Source organism: Pseudomonas sp. Pso3 (assembly GCF_055393275.1).
On sequence record NZ_AP043687.1, the window covers coordinates 4,604,521 to 4,619,166 of the forward strand.

Consider the following 14,646-nt stretch of genomic DNA (forward strand, 5'->3'; position numbering starts at 1 on the left):
TTTCCGGTAAAGACCCCTTTGGCAGAGACCCCCGCGATGCGTACCCATCACCAGGCCAGACGCGAGCTGGACAAGATCGACCGCAACATCCTGCGCATCCTCCAGGACGATGGCCGCATCTCCTTCACCGAGCTGGGCGAACGGGTGGGGCTGTCCACCACGCCCTGCACCGAGCGCGTCCGCCGGCTGGAGCGCGAAGGCATCATCCAGGGCTACAACGCCCGCCTCAATCCGCAGCACCTCAAGGCCGGGCTGCTGGTGTTCGTCGAGCTGAGCCTGGACTACAAGTCCGGCGACACCTTCGAGGAATTCCGCCGCGCCGTGCTCAAGCTGCCCCAGGTGCTGGAATGCCACCTGGTCTCCGGCGAATTCGACTACCTGGTCAAGGCGCGCATCTCCGAGATGGCCTCCTACCGCAAGCTGCTGGGCGACATCCTGCTCAAGCTGCCCCATGTGCGCGAATCCAAGAGCTACATCGTGATGGAGGAGATCAAGGAGACCCTGAGCCTGCCGGTGCCGGACTGACGGCTGGCGAGCCCGGGGATCACCGTCTAGGCTGCGGGTTTTGCATCGACAGCCAAGGAGGCCGCCCATGGATCCCCACCAGCGTCAGTTCATCACCGCCGCCAATCGCCAAGCCTGGGAGGTGTCGGCGCCGCTGCATGCCCAGGGCGAGGACTGGCAGCGCCTGCTGGAACAGGCTCGCCAACCCGGCTTCTCGGTCCTCGATGCCTGCCTGACCGCCACCCTCACCGCACTGGACATCCGCGGCCTGAGTTGCGCCCAGGTCGGCTGCAACAACGCCCGCGAACTGCTTTCCCTGGCGGCCTTCGGCGCCCGGCCCGCCCTGGGCATCGACCAGTCGCCGGCCTTTCTCGCCCAGGGCGAGCAGCTGGCCAAAGCCGCGGGCCTGGCGCCGCGACTGGTGGCCGCCGACATCTATGCCCTGCCCGCCGGGCTCGGCCAGCACGACTTGGTGCTGATCACCATCGGCGTGCTGAACTGGATGCCGGACCTGCCGGCCTTCTTCGCCGCGGTGCAGAGCCTGCTGGCACCGGGCGGACGTCTGGTGATCTACGAGACCCATCCCTTCCTGGAAGTCTTCGAGCCCCATGCGGACCAGCCGCTGGTGCCGCGCTACAGCTACTTCCGCCGCGAGCCGCTGGTCAGCGCGGACCTCATCACCTACGACGGCCTGGATCACGGCCAGGGCGCGCCGAGCTACTGGCATATCCATACCCTGGGGGCCATCGTCACCGCCTGCCTGGACGCCGGCCTGAGCTTGCAACGGCTGGAAGAGCATCCGCACTCCAATCGCGAGGCCGACTATGACGGCTACATCGGCCAGACCGCCCAGTTGCCGATGAGCTTTACCCTGGTCGCCCAACGCCCGACGGCTTAGAACCTATTCAAAGTCAGCTGCGCGTCGGCCAAACCGCGTCGAACAGACTTTCGGAATGCTCATTTACTCTGTGTAAACTCCGCTTCCTCAAGTCTGTTCTCCTTGTCTGGCTCTAGCTCGCAAGACTTTGAACAGGCTCTCGTCCCTTTCGCCTGCTAAATCAGACGCCGCCTATGCAGCCCCACGCGCCTTCCTATTACGCCGCCACCGCCAATCTGGACCTGGACTTTCCGCCCCTGGAGGGCGAGGTCCAGGCGGATGTCTGCGTGGTCGGCGGGGGCTTTTCCGGGCTCAATACCGCCCTGGAGCTGGCCGAGCGGGGCGCCCGGGTGGTGCTGCTGGAAGCCCGCCGCATCGGCTGGGGCGCCAGCGGCCGCAACGGTGGTCAGCTGATCCGTGGCGTCGGCCATGACGTCGAGCAATTCGAGTCGGTCATAGGTGCCGAAGGGGTACGCGAACTCAAGCGGCTGGGCTTCGAGGCGGTGGATCGGGTACGCCAGCGCATCGCCCGCCACGGCATCGACTGCGCGCTCACCTGGGGCTTCGCCGACCTGGCCAACAAGCCGCGCCACTGGCGGCACCTGCAGGAAGAGCATGCCGCGCTGCAGGCGCTGGGTTACCCCCATCCGCTGCGACTGGTGCCCAAGGCCCGCCTGGCGGAGGTGGTGGGTTCCGAGCGCTACCAGGGTGCTCTGATCGACGAGGGCTCCGGCCACCTGCATCCGCTCAACCTGGCCCTTGGCGAAGCCGCCGCGGCGCGGGCGCTGGGCGTGCAGCTGCACGAAGACAGCCAGGTCACCCGCCTGGAATACGGCCCCCGGGTGCGCGTCCACACTGCCCGCGGCCGGGTCAGCGCCGACACCCTGGTGCTCTGCTGCAACGCCTATATCGACGACCTGCAACCCGACCTCGCCGCCCAGGTCCTGCCGGCCGGCAGCTATGTGATCGCCACCGAGCCGCTCTCCGCCGAGCGCGCCGCGCGGCTGCTGCCGGGCAATCGCGCGGTCTGCGACCAGAACGTGGCGGTGGACTACTTCCGCCTCTCCGCCGACCGCCGCCTGCTGTTCGGCGGCGCCTGCCACTATTCCGGGCGCGATCCCCGGGACATCGCCGGCTACATGAGGCCGAAGATGCTGGAGGTCTTCCCCGAACTGGTGGATGTGCGGGTGGACTACGCCTGGGGCGGCATGATCGGCATCGGCGCCAATCGCCTGCCGCAGATCGGTCGGCTGCGCGAGCACCCCAACGTCTTCCATGCCCAGGCCTATGCCGGTCATGGGGTCAACGCCACCCACCTGGCCGGTCACCTGCTGGCCGAGGCCATCCTGGCCCAGTCGGCCGGTTTCGACCTCTTCGCCCGGGTGCCCCATGCGCGCTTTCCCGGCGGTCGCCACCTGAGGTCGCCGCTGCTGGCCCTGGGCATGCTCTGGTATCGCCTCAAGGACAGCCTGTGATCCGCCTGCTCGTCCCCCTGCTGCTGGCGCTGCTGGCCGGCTGCGCCACGTCGATTCCGCGCCACGCCTCCCAGGTGCTGCCGGTCGCCGGCACCGCCCTGGACAGCCAGGTGCGCGCCGCCGGCGCCGCCCATCCGGGTCTGTCGGGACTGCGCCTGCTGGAAACCAGCACCGACGCCTTCACCGCCCGCGCCGAGCTGATCCGCAAGGCCCAGCGCAGCCTGGACATCCAGTACTACATCGTCCACGACGGCCTGACCACCCGACTGCTGGTCAACGAACTGCTCAAGGCGGCGGATCGCGGCGTACGCATCCGCTTCCTCATCGACGACACCAGCAGCGACGGCAACGACTACCAGATCGCCGTGCTGGCGGCCCATCCCAATGTGCAGATCCGCGTCTTCAATCCGCTGCACCTGGGTCGCAGCACCGGTCCGACCCGGGCCCTGGGCCGGCTGGTGGATCTCAACCACCAGCACCGCCGCATGCACAACAAGCTGTGGCTGGCCGACGACAGCGTGGCCATCGTCGGCGGACGCAACCTGGGCGACGAATACTTCGATGCCCGCCCGGAGATGAATTTCACCGATCTCGACCTGCTCGCCGCCGGTCCGGTGGCGCGCCAGCTGGGCACCAGCTTCGACCAGTACTGGAACAGTCCGCTGAGCCAGCCGGCCCGGCGACTGCGCTGGTTCGCCCCCTCACCCACCGCCCTGGTGCGGCTGCGCGCGCGGCTGCATCACTACCTCGACAGCGAACGCACCCGCGACCTGGCGCTGTACCACCGCCTGCGGCGCTACGCCACCGCGCCCCAGCTCGACGGCTGGCTGCAGGAGCTGACCTGGGCCCACGCCCAGGCGTTCTGGGATGCGCCGCGCAAGGTCTTGGCCGAGGACGAACCGGACTGGCAGCTGCTGCTCACCCATCAGCTGCAACCGACCCTGGACGGCGCCCAGCACGAACTGCTGCTGGTCTCTTCCTACTTCGTGCCGATGAATCAGGGGGTCGCCTACCTGGGCGGCCTGGCCGCCCGCGGCGTCGATGTGCGGGTGCTGACCAACGCCCTGGAAGCCACCGACGTGCCCGCCGTGCACGCCGGCTACGCGCCTTATCGCGCGGCGCTGCTGGCCCAGGGGGTCAGGCTCTATGAGTTGCGCGCCCGCCCGGACCAGAAGCGATCCGCGCTGCCCTACAGCTTTGGCGAATCCGAATCCAGTCTGCACAGCAAGGCCATGGCCATCGACGGACGCTGGTCCTTTATCGGCTCCTTCAACTTCGATCCGCGCTCGGTGCTGTGGAATACCGAGGTCGGCATCCTGGTGGACAGCCCGGTCCTCACCGGCCGCCTGCGCCAGCTGATGCTGCAGGGCATGGACCCGAGCGTCTCCTACGCCGTCAAGCGCGTCGAGGATCGCGGGCAGGTACGGCTGGAGTGGGTCAGCGAACGCGACGGCCAGCCGCGGGTGCTGCACCACGAACCCGGCAGCGCCTGGCGCCGCTTCAACGCCTGGGTGGTCAAGGCGGTGGGGTTGGAGCGGATGCTCTAGGCTTCGCCCTCACCCCAACCCTCTCCCGGGGGGAGAGGGGGTTAGCTCGCAGGTTGGGTTGAGACGGCTCCACCGTCGAAGCCCAGCAACCACCACCGTGCCAGTCCCGTTGGGCTTCGCTGGCGCTCCAGCCCAACCTGCGACTCCATCAATCTCCCTGCGAAAAATCCGGCAATTGCTCATTTTATGAGCAGTAGTCGACCAGGACTTCGGCTAAGGTCGACCGCATTCATCGGCCCCGCTCCGGCACCCGGCCGTCCTATGCATCGAGGATCTCACATGAGCGCTACCGCCCTGCGTCACGACTGGACTCTCGCCGAAGTCCGCGCCCTGTTCCAGCAGCCCTTCAACGACCTGCTGTTCCAGGCCCAGGGCGTGCATCGCCAGCACTTCGATCCCAATCGCGTGCAGGTCTCCACCCTGCTGTCGATCAAGACCGGCGCCTGCCCGGAAGACTGCAAGTACTGCCCCCAGTCCGGCCACTACAACACCGGCCTGGAAAAGGAAAAGCTGATGGAGGTGCAGAAGGTGCTGGAGGCGGCCGCCGAGGCCAAGGCCATCGGCTCCACCCGTTTCTGCATGGGCGCCGCCTGGAAGCATCCCTCCGCCAAGGACATGCCCTACGTGCTGCAGATGGTGCAGGGCGTGAAGGCCCTGGGCCTGGAGACCTGCATGACCCTCGGCCGCCTGGACCAGGAGCAGACCCGCGCCCTGGCCGACGCCGGCCTGGACTACTACAACCACAACCTGGACACCTCGCCGGAGTTCTACGGCAACATCATCACCACCCGCACCTACGGCGAGCGCCTGCAGACCCTGGCCTACGTTCGTGAAGCCGGGATGAAGATCTGCTCCGGCGGCATCCTCGGCATGGGCGAGTCGGTGGACGACCGTGCCGGCCTGCTGATCCAGCTGGCCAACCTGCCCGAGCACCCCGAGTCGGTGCCGATCAACATGCTGGTCAAGGTCCAGGGCACCCCGCTGGCCGAGGAAAAGGACGTCGATCCCTTCGACTTCATCCGCACCCTGGCGGTGGCGCGCATCCTCATGCCCAAGTCCCATGTGCGCCTGTCCGCCGGTCGCGAGCAGATGAACGAGCAGATGCAGTCCCTGGCCTTCCTGGCCGGCGCCAACTCCATCTTCTACGGCGAGAAGCTGCTGACCACCGGCAATCCCCAGGCCGACAAGGACATGCAGCTGTTCGCCCGCCTCGGCATCCAGCCCGAAGCCCGCGAAGAGCACGCCGACGAGGTGCACCAGGCCGCCATCGAGCAGGCCCTGGTGGAGCAGCGCAACGGCGAACTCTTCTACGACGCCGCCACCGCCTGACCCCTGCCGTTCCCCTCTCCCCCTGGGAGAGGGCCGGGGTGAGGGTAAACCACCGCCCAACCCGCGCTCCAGACCACCCCCTCTCCCCTCGCGAGAGGGCTGGGGTGAGGGGCCTTCCAACGCTACCGAGACTCCCCATGGCCTTCGACCTCGCCGCCCGCCTGGCCCAGCGTCACGCCGAGCACCTCTATCGGCGCCGCCCTTTGCTGGAAGCGCCCCAGGGGCCCGAGGTGGTGGTGGATGGCGAGTCCCTGCTGGCCTTCTGCAGCAACGACTACCTGGGCCTGGCCAATCATCCCCAGGTGATCGCCGCCCTGCGCGCGGGCGCCGAGCGCTGGGGCGTGGGCGGCGGCGCCTCGCACCTGGTGATCGGCCACAGCGGTCCGCATCACCAGGTCGAAGAAGCCCTGGCCGACCTCACCGGGCGGCCACGCGCCCTGCTGTTCTCCACCGGCTACATGGCCAACCTGGCAGCCATCACCGCCCTGGTCGGGCGTGGCGACACCGTGCTGGAAGACCGCCTCAACCATGCCTCCCTGCTCGACGCCGGTCTGCTCAGCGGCGCGCGCTTCGGCCGCTATCTGCACAACGATCCGGCCAGCCTGGCCACGCGCCTGGCCAAGGCCGAGGGCGACACCCTGGTGGTCACCGACGGCGTCTTCAGCATGGACGGCGATCTGGCCGCCCTGCCCGAGCTCTGCGAGGTCGCCCAGCGCCATGGCGCCTGGACCCTGGTGGACGATGCCCACGGCATCGGCACCCTGGGCGCCAGCGGCGGCGGCATCGTCGAGCACTTCGGCCTGGACCAGGGCCAGGTCCCGGTGCTGGTCGGCACCCTGGGCAAGGCCTGCGGCACCGCCGGGGCCTTTGTCGCCGGCAGCGAGGAACTGATCGAGACGCTGATCCAGTTCGCCCGCCCCTATATCTACACCACCAGCCAGCCGCCGGCGGTGGCCTGCGCCACCCTCGCCGCCCTGCAGCTCGTCCGTGAGGAGGGCTGGCGCCGTGAGCTTCTGCACACTTTGATCCAGAGATTCCGCAGGGGCGCGACGGCCCTCGGCCTGGACCTTATGCTCAGCGCCACGCCGATCCAGCCGATCCTGGTCGGCGACAGCGCGCGCGCCCTCGCACTCTCCGCCGCCCTGCGCCGACGCGGGATCCTGGTCACCGCCATCCGACCGCCCACCGTACCGGCCGGCAGTGCCCGCCTGCGGGTGACCCTGACGGCGGCCCATCGCGAAGCGCACGTGGACCTCTTGCTCGACGCTCTGGCCCAGGCCATGGCCGAATTACCGCCTGACGCGGATAAGTGACCGACCAATGCGCGATACCCTGATCTTGCTGCCCGGCTGGGGCCTGGGCAGTGCTCCGCTGGAGCCCCTGCGTGACGAACTCGTCGAGCAGGCACCCTTTCTCGACGTGCTGATCGAGCCGCTGCCGGCCCTGGCCGACACCCAGGACTGGTTCACCGACCTGGAAGCCCGCATCGCCGAAGGCGGCTGGCTGGCCGGCTGGTCGCTGGGCGGCATGCTCGCCAGCGAATTCACCCTGCGCCGCCCCCAGGGCGTGCACGGTCTCATCACCCTGGCCAGCAATCCCTGCTTCGTCGCCCGCGCCGGCTGGCAGACCGCCATGGCGCGCAGCGTCTTCACCGACTTCTTCGAGGCCTGCTCGCTGGACGCCGAGCAGACCCTCAGGCGCTTCACCCTGCTGGTGGCCCAGGGCGCCCGCGACAGCCGCACCCTCGCCCGCCAGTTGCAGGTGACCCTGCCGGAGATCGAGCCCGAGGTGGTCATCGCCGGCCTGGAGTTGCTGGCACGCCTGGACACCCGCGCCGCCCTGCAGGCCTTCAGCGGTCCCCAGCTGCACCTGTTCGGCGCCCACGACGCCCTGGTGCCGGCCGCGGCGGCCCAGGCCCTGCGCGACGAGCTGCCCAATGCCCAGGTCGAGGTCCTGGAGCACGCCAGCCATGGCCTGCCCCTGGAACGCCCGGACGAGGTGGCCACCCGTATCCGTGAATTCATCTATGCAGGACGCGATGGCTGACGTATTGCCCGACAAGCGCCAGGTGGCGCTGTCCTTTTCCCGCGCCGCCGCGCAGTACGACGGCGCCGCCCTGCTGCAACGCCGGGTCGCCGATGGCCTGCTCGCCCGGCTACACGCTCTAGACAAGCAAGTCTGGCTTGACCCGCAACGCTGGCTGGACCTGGGCAGTGGCACCGGCTATTGCAGCCGCGCCCTGGCCCGCCGTTATCCGCAGGCCGAAGGCCTGGCCCTGGACCTGGCACCCGGCATGCTCCGCCACGCCCGCGCCCAGGGCGCCGGTGCCCGGCACTACCTCACCGCCGATGCCGAACGCCTGCCGCTGCGCGCGGAGAGCTGCGATCTCATCGTCTCCAGCCTGGCCCTGCAGTGGTGCCCGGATCTGCCCAGGGTGCTCGCCGAGGCGCGGCGCATCCTGCGCCCGGGTGGCGTGCTGGCCTTCAGCAGCCTGGTCGCCGGCACCCTCGACGAACTGCGCCAGAGCTGGGCCCGGGTGGACGACCAGGTGCACGTCAATCGCTTCCGCCCCCAGACGGCCTATGTCGCCGCCGCCCAGGCCAGCGGCCTGCAGCGGCTGACGCTGGAGGTCGCGCCCGAGCGGCTGCACTTCCCCGATCTGCGCGCCCTGACCCAGCACCTCAAGGCCATCGGCGCCCACAACCTCAACCAGGGACGTCCCCAGGGCCTCACCGGTCGCCAGCGCCTGGCCGCCTTCACCCAGGCCTACGAGAGCCTGCGCGAGCCCACCGGCCTGCCCGCCACCTACCAGGTGATCCACGTCCTGCTGCGCAAGGAATGACCCCCATGTCCGCCTACTTCGTCACCGGCACCGACACCGAGATCGGCAAGACCACCATCGCCGCCGGCCTGCTGCACCGGGCCCGGCTGCAGGGTCTCGCCACCGCCGGGGTCAAGCCGGTGGCCTCCGGCTGCGAACGGACCGCCGCGGGCCTGCGCAACGGCGACGCCCTGGCCCTGCTCGGCGAGACCTCGCTGCCGCTCGACTACACCGACATCAATCCCATCGCCCTGGAACCCGCCATCGCCCCGCATCTGGCAGCCCGCGAAGCCGGCATCGACCTCAGCGTCGCCGCCCTGGCCGCCCCGGTGCGGCGGATCCTGGCGCTGCAGGCCGACTTCACCCTGGTGGAAGGCGCCGGCGGCTGGCGCGTGCCCCTGGCCGGCCGGGAGTCCTTGTCCGATCTGGCCCGCGAGCTGGGTCTGCCGGTCGTCCTGGTGGTGGGCGTGCGCCTGGGCTGCATCAACCACGCCCTGCTCAGCGCCGAGGCCATCCTCGCCGACGGCCTGACCCTGGCCGGCTGGGTGGCCAACCTGGTGGCACCGGCCACCCTGCGCCTGGACGACAACCTGGCCACCCTGCACGAACGCCTGCCGGCGCCCTGCCTGGGCACGGTGCCGTACCTGGCCGCGGCCACGCCGGCGGCGGTCGCCGCGCACCTGCGCCTGCCCGGCTGATATCAGTCTTTCGGGCGATGGCCGGTGGGCCAGGCCGGCGGCAGACTGCCCTGTCTGCCGCTGCCGGATCGCCCGAGTGCCTACCTTCAAGTTCCTGACCTGCCTGGGCCTGCTCGGCCTGACCAGCACCACCTGGGCGCTGGACAACCAGACCCGCGTGGAGCAGCGCGGCGAGCGCCTCGGCGCCTTCCTGAGCCAGGCGCCGGATACCCGCCAGGGCACCCTGGAGGTCAGCCAGAGCGGTCGTGCCAGCCAGGCCTATCTCACCCAGAGCGTCTCCCAGGGCGACCGTACCCGCGTCGAGCAGGGCGGCGTGGGCAACTTCACCAATGTCACCCAGGCCGCCGGTGGTGCGCGCGAGGTCAGCATCGACCAGCGCGAAGCCAGCCAGAGCCACGCCTATGTCTACCAGGGCCATGGCCAGCGCAATACGGTGGAGATCGTCCAGCGCGGCCTGCTCGACGAAGCCCTGGTGCGCCAGGGCGGTGACGACCAGCGGCTGCGCATCGAGCAGGAGGGCGCGCGCAACGGGCTGAATCTGTTCCAGGACGGTCGCGACAGCGCGGCGCGACTCAGGCAGGTGGGCGAGGATCACGTCCAAGACGTGCTGAGCCTGGGCGCGCGCAACGAGGTCGAGCTGCTGCAGGGTGGCGCCGCCAACCGGGCGGTGGTCGAGCAGCGCGGCGACGACAACCGGGCCGGCGCTCGCCAGGGCGCGCGGCAGCAGGACGTCCAGCTGATCCAGATCGGCAACCGCAACCAGGCGGCGGTGCAGCAGAACGGCCTCGACGCCAGCCCCCAGCGCGTCAGCGCGCGGCAACTCGGCGACGACAATGCCGTCCAGGTGAATCTGACCGGCAATGGCAACCGCCTCGAGCTGCAACAGCAGGGCTATCGCAACAGCGCCGGCGTCCTGATCGGCGGTGAGGATTCGCGCCTGACCCTGACTACCCAGGGCAACGACAACGAGATCAGTGCGGTCTGGGTGGGCGACAACCTCGAGCTGAGCGTCGAGCAACTGGGTGATGGCCATCTGCTGCAGGCAGGACTGGCCAGCGATGCGCGCGTCAGCGTTAGCCAGCAGGGCGCCAGCCAGTACGCCTCCATCAGTCAGGTCGGTGCGGGCAACAGCCTCGACCTGCGCCAGAGCGGCCAGGGCAATCGGGCGACGATCCAGCAATAGCCGGACACAGGCGGTGACAGGGACTGCTGGTTCTTTGGCGTCAAAGCTGCTTCAATAGCCCTTTGACATCACCGTCGAGGACCCTGTCCATGAACGTGACTTCAAGCAATTCGCTCTATGCCGGGGTGCAGGCCTACCAGAACGGTAGCCGCACGGTCGAAAAGGCCGGTGCCGCCCTCGCCTCCCAAACGGCCCGCAACGTACAGGAAGCCCTGGCCGCGACCACCAACAGCCAGGCCGATCTGGCCAGCGAGCTGGTCAATCTGGATGTCGGCAAGTACCAGGCGCTGGCCGGTACCAAGGTCATGCAGGCCTCGCAGGAAACCCTGGGCCGGCTGCTCGATACCCGGGCCTGATCAGAAAGCTTTGAGCAAAAGGGGCGCCCTGAAAGGCGCCCCTTTTGCGTGCTAGCCCAGGCGGAAGCGGGTGGTGTTGGCCGTCAGGGTGCGACTGCCCGCCTCCAGACCTACCGCCGTGCTCTGCACCGTGCGCGCATTGCCGAGCAGATCGGCCGCGGCCCCATCGATCTGCTGGATATTGCCACTGACCTGGTCAGCGGTGACCGCCTGCTGTTCGGCGGCGGTGGCGATCTGCACCAGGGTGTCGGAGACGCCCTGCACCGACTCGGCGATCTCTTCCAGCCGCCGCCCCAGCCCGGTGATCGACTGGGCATCGCTGGCGGCCTGGCCGCAGGCCTCCTGCATCAGAGACACGGCCTGGGCCACGGTGCCGCTCAGGCTGCCAACGGTCCCGGCGATCTGCGCCGTGGAGGCCTGGGTGCGCTGCGACAGCGAACGTACCTCGTCGGCGACCACCGCGAAGCCCCTTCCCTGGTCACCGGCCCGGGCCGCCTCGATGGCGGCGTTGAGCGCCAGCAGGTTGGTCTGTTCGGCGATGCCGCGGATGACGTCCACCACCTGCTGGATCTGCCCGGCCTGGGCATTGACCTGGGCCATGGCCGCAGCTGTCTCGTCCAGGCGCTGGTTGAGGCGCTGGATGCTGGCGGTGGTCTGGCGACTGTCACTCTGGCTGGCCTCGGCGATGCCGCGCATCTGCTCGGCGCGCCCGGCGGCTTCTTCGCAACTCTGGGCCACGCCCTGGGCGGTGGCGGCCAGTTCGGTGGCGGCGGTGGCGATCTGGGTGATCTGCTGGCGCTGGGCTTCGACGGCGCCGAGCGCCGCCTCGGCCTGCTGACCCAGCTCCCCGGACGCCGTGCCCACCTGGCGACTCTCCTGCTCGACCGCCTGCAGACTGCCGCGCAGCTGCACCACGGCCAGGTCCAGGGCGCGGCCGATCTCGGCCAGTTCGTCCTGGCCAGTCACCTGGGCCGAACGGGTCAGGTCGCCGTCGCGCAGGCCTTCGGCCAGGGTGGTGATGCGCCGGGCGCTGCCACGAATGGCGGCCTGCATGCACAGCAGCAGGTAGCAGGTCACCACCAGCAGGAGACCGAAGCCGGCGGCGATGGCGGCAAAGCTGCGCACGGCATCGGCGCCATAGTATTGCAGCCGTTGGTCCAGGTTCTTCAGGGTCTGCTGGCGGAAGGTCTGCAGACCCTGCAGGACCCCGTCCAGGGTGGTTTCGAACTGCTCCGGCTTGAGCGTGATCTCGCCGCCGAACACTCCCTGATCGAGGGTCTTGAGACTGGCGTCCAGCTGGCTGCTGAGCTTCTGGTAATCATCCTTCCAGCCGGCCATGTCGGCGGGCAGCTTGTTGCCGAGCAGCACGGCGACCTTGGCCAGGCTCTCGCTGGAATCGCCGACGCGGGCGCGCAGGTCGCGCAACTGCAGGCGGCTCTGCAGGCTGAACTGGCCGGAGACCATACTGGCCTGACCAACGCTGGCCAGGCGGCCGAGGCGCTCGTACAACTCGACCGACTGGGTGGTGCCGATCTGCATCAGCAGGTAGGTTTCCATCCAGGGATCGAGGATGAGGCCGCTTTCCAGGGCGATCTCCTCGCGCAGCGCCTGCACGGCCCCCAGGGCGGCGGTGAATCTGTCGTAGCCGTCCGGCCACCAGCCCAGGCTGCGCAGATCGCTGACCTCAAGCCCGGCGAGCGCCTGCTGCAGGGTCTTGAAGCGCGCCTGCACATCGGCGCTGGCCCCTTCGCTCTCCAGTTGCTGTCCGAGCTGGGCGAGCCGCTCGCGCCGACTGTCGTTGCGACTTTCCAGGGCGGCGATGGCGGCCTGCACGGCCGGCGTCTCCTGCCGACTGGTGTCGATCGCCTTCCAGCGCGCGGTCAGGTTGCGTCGGAGGGTGAGTTCTTCTTCCACGGCGTCGAGCCGTTGCAGCAGTCGCACGCCACTGCGCTCGCCACTGACAGTGGCCAGCTTGGCCTGGAAATCGGCGCCCAGCAGCCAGAGACTGACCGCCAGCGGCAGGATGAACAGCACCAGCAGCAGGGCGAACTTGCGGGCGAAGCCGAACTGGCTCAGCACGCGCATACCCGGCGACAACAAAACACTCATGTTCGACCACTCCTGTGCCAGCCACCGGCAAGCGTCGGCTATCCGTTGCGGATAGCTATAGGACGATTTGTCGGCAAACTAACGACTTTCTTGAAAGATAGGGCACAATCGCCGCCCTCCCGTATTCCCAGACCCGGTCCTGCACTCAGGCCCGGGCGTTGCCGTTAAAGGACCGTCCGCGTGGAACGCCTCAAAGCCAAGATTCGCAGCGAAGGCCAAGTACTCTCCGAGCAGGTGCTCAAGGTCGATGCCTTCCTCAACCACCAGATCGATCCGGCGCTGATGCGCGACATCGGTCAGGAGTTCGCCCGCCGCTTCGCCGACGCCGGCATCACCAAGATCGTGACCATCGAAGCCTCGGGGATCGCCCCGGCGGTGCTGACCGGACTGGAGCTGGGCGTGCCGGTGATCTTCGCCCGCAAGCACCAGTCGCTGACCCTGACCGACAACCTGCTGGTGGCCAGCGTCTATTCCTTTACCAAGCAGACGGAAAGTACGATCGCCGTTTCTACCATGCACCTTTCGTCCGACGATCGGGTGCTGATCATCGACGACTTCCTCGCCAACGGTAAGGCGGCCAAGGCGCTGATCTCCATCATCGGTCAGGCCGGGGCCCAGGTCGCAGGGCTAGGCATCGTCATCGAGAAGTCCTTCCAGGTCGGTCGCGCCGAACTCGACGCCCAGGGCTATCGCGTCGAATCCCTGGCCCGCGTCGCCTCCCTGGCCGACGGTCAGGTCACCTTCGCCGAGTAAGCCATGGCTCAGATACTGCGCATTCTCGGGGCCGATCTCGATCGCACCGAAACCTGGATCCGTTACGACAAGGCCATGTGCCTGGACTGCGTGTCCAGCTGCTGCACCCTGCCGGTGGAAGCCCGCCTGTCCGATCTGATCCGCATGGGCGTGGTGGACGAATTCGAGAAGGGCGAGCCGCTCAAGGACATCGCCAAGCGACTCAAGAAGGACGGCGTGGTCGAGCGCCTCAATGCCAAGACCGGGCTGTTCACCCTGGTGCGGCTGTCCAACAACGACTGCGTCTATCTGCATCCCAAGACGCGGCTGTGCACCATTTACGACCAGCGTCCGGAAACCTGCCGCAACCACCCAAGGGTCGGCCCGCGCCCGGGGTATTGCGCCTACAAGCCGCAGAAGCTGCGTTGAATCCCTGATCGCGGCCATGCCGGTGCGCCGTAGCGACCGCTCTGGCTTGGACTATCGCGGCCATGGGCCGCTCCTACAGAAGCCTCATCTCCTGTAGGAGCGGCCCATGGCCGCGATAAGACTTCCCGGCGGCCGAGCCTTTCAGGCGAGTCGCTCAGAAATCACCGCTCTCCATCGCCCTTTTCATATCCTCCCGCTCCTCCAGACATTCCGGGCCGGCCATGTCGAAGATCCGGCAGACCCAGGGCCGCACCTCGTAGATGCTGCAATTCATCTGCTCGCGATCCAGGGCGGCGCACCAGCCGTCGTCGAGGCGCTTCATGCGGGTACCGGTCCAGTCTTCCTCGATGTAGCGGGCGGGCACGCCGGCGTCGTCGAACAGCAGGACTTCCTGGCGGCAGCACCAGGCCTGACAGCTCTCGCAGGTCACGGTTGGGGTGGAAAGATCGTGCAGGGGGATGTCGCTCATGTGCGCAGTGTACCGCCCCCGACCGCCCAGCGGTTTCCGGCCGATGGCTGGAGCAGTTACCATGCGCGTCCCTGACGGTTGTAACCAGTTGTGACCATGCCCAAGCCCTCTTCTCGC

15 protein-coding genes are annotated in these 14,646 nt (G+C 68.5%); 13 read left to right on the plus strand and 2 right to left on the minus strand.

Annotated features, from left to right (window positions below; all coding sequences use genetic code 11):
- The first annotated feature begins 36 nt into the window (after nt 1–36).
- From ACZ5R1_RS21635 to ACZ5R1_RS21685, 11 genes are all read left to right on the plus strand, one after another.
- A complete protein-coding gene (locus tag ACZ5R1_RS21635) occupies nt 37–525 on the plus strand; it encodes a winged helix-turn-helix transcriptional regulator (RefSeq protein ID WP_007159864.1) in 489 nt (162 codons plus the stop codon).
- Nucleotides 526–592: 67 nt separating this feature from the next.
- Complete coding sequence (locus ACZ5R1_RS21640) at nt 593–1,402, plus strand: class I SAM-dependent methyltransferase (protein WP_042134617.1); 810 nt, start codon at nt 593–595, stop codon at nt 1,400–1,402.
- A 173-nt stretch (nt 1,403–1,575) separates the two neighbouring features.
- On the plus strand, nt 1,576–2,856 hold the full coding sequence (locus tag ACZ5R1_RS21645) for an NAD(P)/FAD-dependent oxidoreductase (protein WP_042134619.1): 1,281 nt from the start codon (nt 1,576–1,578) through the stop codon (nt 2,854–2,856).
- The gene (locus tag ACZ5R1_RS21650) at nt 2,853–4,403 is read left to right on the plus strand and encodes a phospholipase D-like domain-containing protein (RefSeq protein ID WP_464712681.1); all 1,551 of its coding nucleotides are present in this window, start codon (nt 2,853–2,855) and stop codon (nt 4,401–4,403) included. The genes ACZ5R1_RS21645 and ACZ5R1_RS21650 overlap by 4 nt, the downstream gene beginning before the upstream one ends.
- A 279-nt stretch (nt 4,404–4,682) precedes the next feature.
- Nucleotides 4,683–5,732, plus strand: a complete 1,050-nt coding sequence (gene bioB / locus ACZ5R1_RS21655) for a biotin synthase BioB (protein WP_027600655.1) — start codon at nt 4,683–4,685, stop codon at nt 5,730–5,732.
- Between the two features lie 137 nt (nt 5,733–5,869).
- Complete coding sequence (gene bioF / locus ACZ5R1_RS21660) at nt 5,870–7,045, plus strand: 8-amino-7-oxononanoate synthase (protein WP_042134624.1); 1,176 nt, start codon at nt 5,870–5,872, stop codon at nt 7,043–7,045.
- Nucleotides 7,046–7,052: 7 nt separating this feature from the next.
- The gene (locus tag ACZ5R1_RS21665) at nt 7,053–7,778 is read left to right on the plus strand and encodes an alpha/beta fold hydrolase (protein WP_042134626.1); all 726 of its coding nucleotides are present in this window, start codon (nt 7,053–7,055) and stop codon (nt 7,776–7,778) included.
- Nucleotides 7,759–8,574: a malonyl-ACP O-methyltransferase BioC gene (gene bioC, locus ACZ5R1_RS21670; protein WP_042134628.1), complete on the plus strand. Its 816-nt coding sequence runs from the start codon at nt 7,759–7,761 to the stop codon at nt 8,572–8,574. Before ACZ5R1_RS21665 ends, bioC begins: the two co-directional genes overlap by 20 nt.
- 5 nt (nt 8,575–8,579) lie before the next feature.
- A complete protein-coding gene (bioD, locus tag ACZ5R1_RS21675) occupies nt 8,580–9,251 on the plus strand; it encodes a dethiobiotin synthase (RefSeq protein WP_042134629.1) in 672 nt (223 codons plus the stop codon).
- Between the two features lie 76 nt (nt 9,252–9,327).
- On the plus strand, nt 9,328–10,434 hold the full coding sequence (locus ACZ5R1_RS21680) for a curlin (protein ID WP_042134631.1): 1,107 nt from the start codon (nt 9,328–9,330) through the stop codon (nt 10,432–10,434).
- Between the two features lie 89 nt (nt 10,435–10,523).
- On the plus strand, nt 10,524–10,790 hold the full coding sequence (locus tag ACZ5R1_RS21685; RefSeq protein WP_042134633.1) for a hypothetical protein: 267 nt from the start codon (nt 10,524–10,526) through the stop codon (nt 10,788–10,790).
- Nucleotides 10,791–10,841: 51 nt separating this feature from the next.
- On the opposite strand, the gene ACZ5R1_RS21690 is transcribed toward ACZ5R1_RS21685, so the two are convergent.
- Nucleotides 10,842–12,899 carry a methyl-accepting chemotaxis protein gene (locus ACZ5R1_RS21690; protein ID WP_042134635.1) on the minus strand — a complete coding sequence of 686 codons (2,058 nt, stop codon included), beginning with the start codon at nt 12,897–12,899 and terminating at the stop codon, nt 10,842–10,844.
- Between the two features lie 180 nt (nt 12,900–13,079).
- Here ACZ5R1_RS21690 and ACZ5R1_RS21695 point away from each other — a divergent pair, with 180 nt between their 5' ends.
- Together ACZ5R1_RS21695 and ACZ5R1_RS21700 are read left to right on the plus strand one after the other, a co-directional pair.
- Nucleotides 13,080–13,652, plus strand: coding sequence for a xanthine phosphoribosyltransferase (locus ACZ5R1_RS21695; protein ID WP_027597415.1), 573 nt, complete (start codon nt 13,080–13,082; stop codon nt 13,650–13,652).
- A gap of 3 nt (nt 13,653–13,655) precedes the next feature.
- The gene (locus ACZ5R1_RS21700; RefSeq protein WP_027600650.1) at nt 13,656–14,060 is read left to right on the plus strand and encodes a YkgJ family cysteine cluster protein; all 405 of its coding nucleotides are present in this window, start codon (nt 13,656–13,658) and stop codon (nt 14,058–14,060) included.
- A 154-nt stretch (nt 14,061–14,214) separates the two neighbouring features.
- Here ACZ5R1_RS21700 and ACZ5R1_RS21705 read toward each other — a convergent pair whose 3' ends face one another.
- Complete coding sequence (locus ACZ5R1_RS21705) at nt 14,215–14,529, minus strand: YkgJ family cysteine cluster protein (protein WP_027597413.1); 315 nt, start codon at nt 14,527–14,529, stop codon at nt 14,215–14,217.
- Between the last annotated feature and the right edge of the window lie 117 nt (nt 14,530–14,646).

Coding starts and splice junctions, on each gene's coding strand:
- ACZ5R1_RS21635 (WP_007159864.1), top strand. CDS start 37: ATGCGTACCCATCACCAGGCCAGACGCGAGCTGGACAAGATCGACCGC.
- ACZ5R1_RS21640 (WP_042134617.1), top strand. CDS start 593: ATGGATCCCCACCAGCGTCAGTTCATCACCGCCGCCAATCGCCAAGCC.
- ACZ5R1_RS21645 (WP_042134619.1), top strand. CDS start 1,576: ATGCAGCCCCACGCGCCTTCCTATTACGCCGCCACCGCCAATCTGGAC.
- bioB (WP_027600655.1), top strand. CDS start 4,683: ATGAGCGCTACCGCCCTGCGTCACGACTGGACTCTCGCCGAAGTCCGC.
- bioF (WP_042134624.1), top strand. CDS start 5,870: ATGGCCTTCGACCTCGCCGCCCGCCTGGCCCAGCGTCACGCCGAGCAC.
- ACZ5R1_RS21665 (WP_042134626.1), top strand. CDS start 7,053: ATGCGCGATACCCTGATCTTGCTGCCCGGCTGGGGCCTGGGCAGTGCT.
- bioC (WP_042134628.1), top strand. CDS start 7,759: ATGCAGGACGCGATGGCTGACGTATTGCCCGACAAGCGCCAGGTGGCG.
- bioD (WP_042134629.1), top strand. CDS start 8,580: ATGTCCGCCTACTTCGTCACCGGCACCGACACCGAGATCGGCAAGACC.
- ACZ5R1_RS21685 (WP_042134633.1), top strand. CDS start 10,524: ATGAACGTGACTTCAAGCAATTCGCTCTATGCCGGGGTGCAGGCCTAC.
- ACZ5R1_RS21690 (WP_042134635.1), bottom strand. CDS start 12,899: ATGAGTGTTTTGTTGTCGCCGGGTATGCGCGTGCTGAGCCAGTTCGGC.
- ACZ5R1_RS21700 (WP_027600650.1), top strand. CDS start 13,656: ATGGCTCAGATACTGCGCATTCTCGGGGCCGATCTCGATCGCACCGAA.
- ACZ5R1_RS21705 (WP_027597413.1), bottom strand. CDS start 14,529: ATGAGCGACATCCCCCTGCACGATCTTTCCACCCCAACCGTGACCTGC.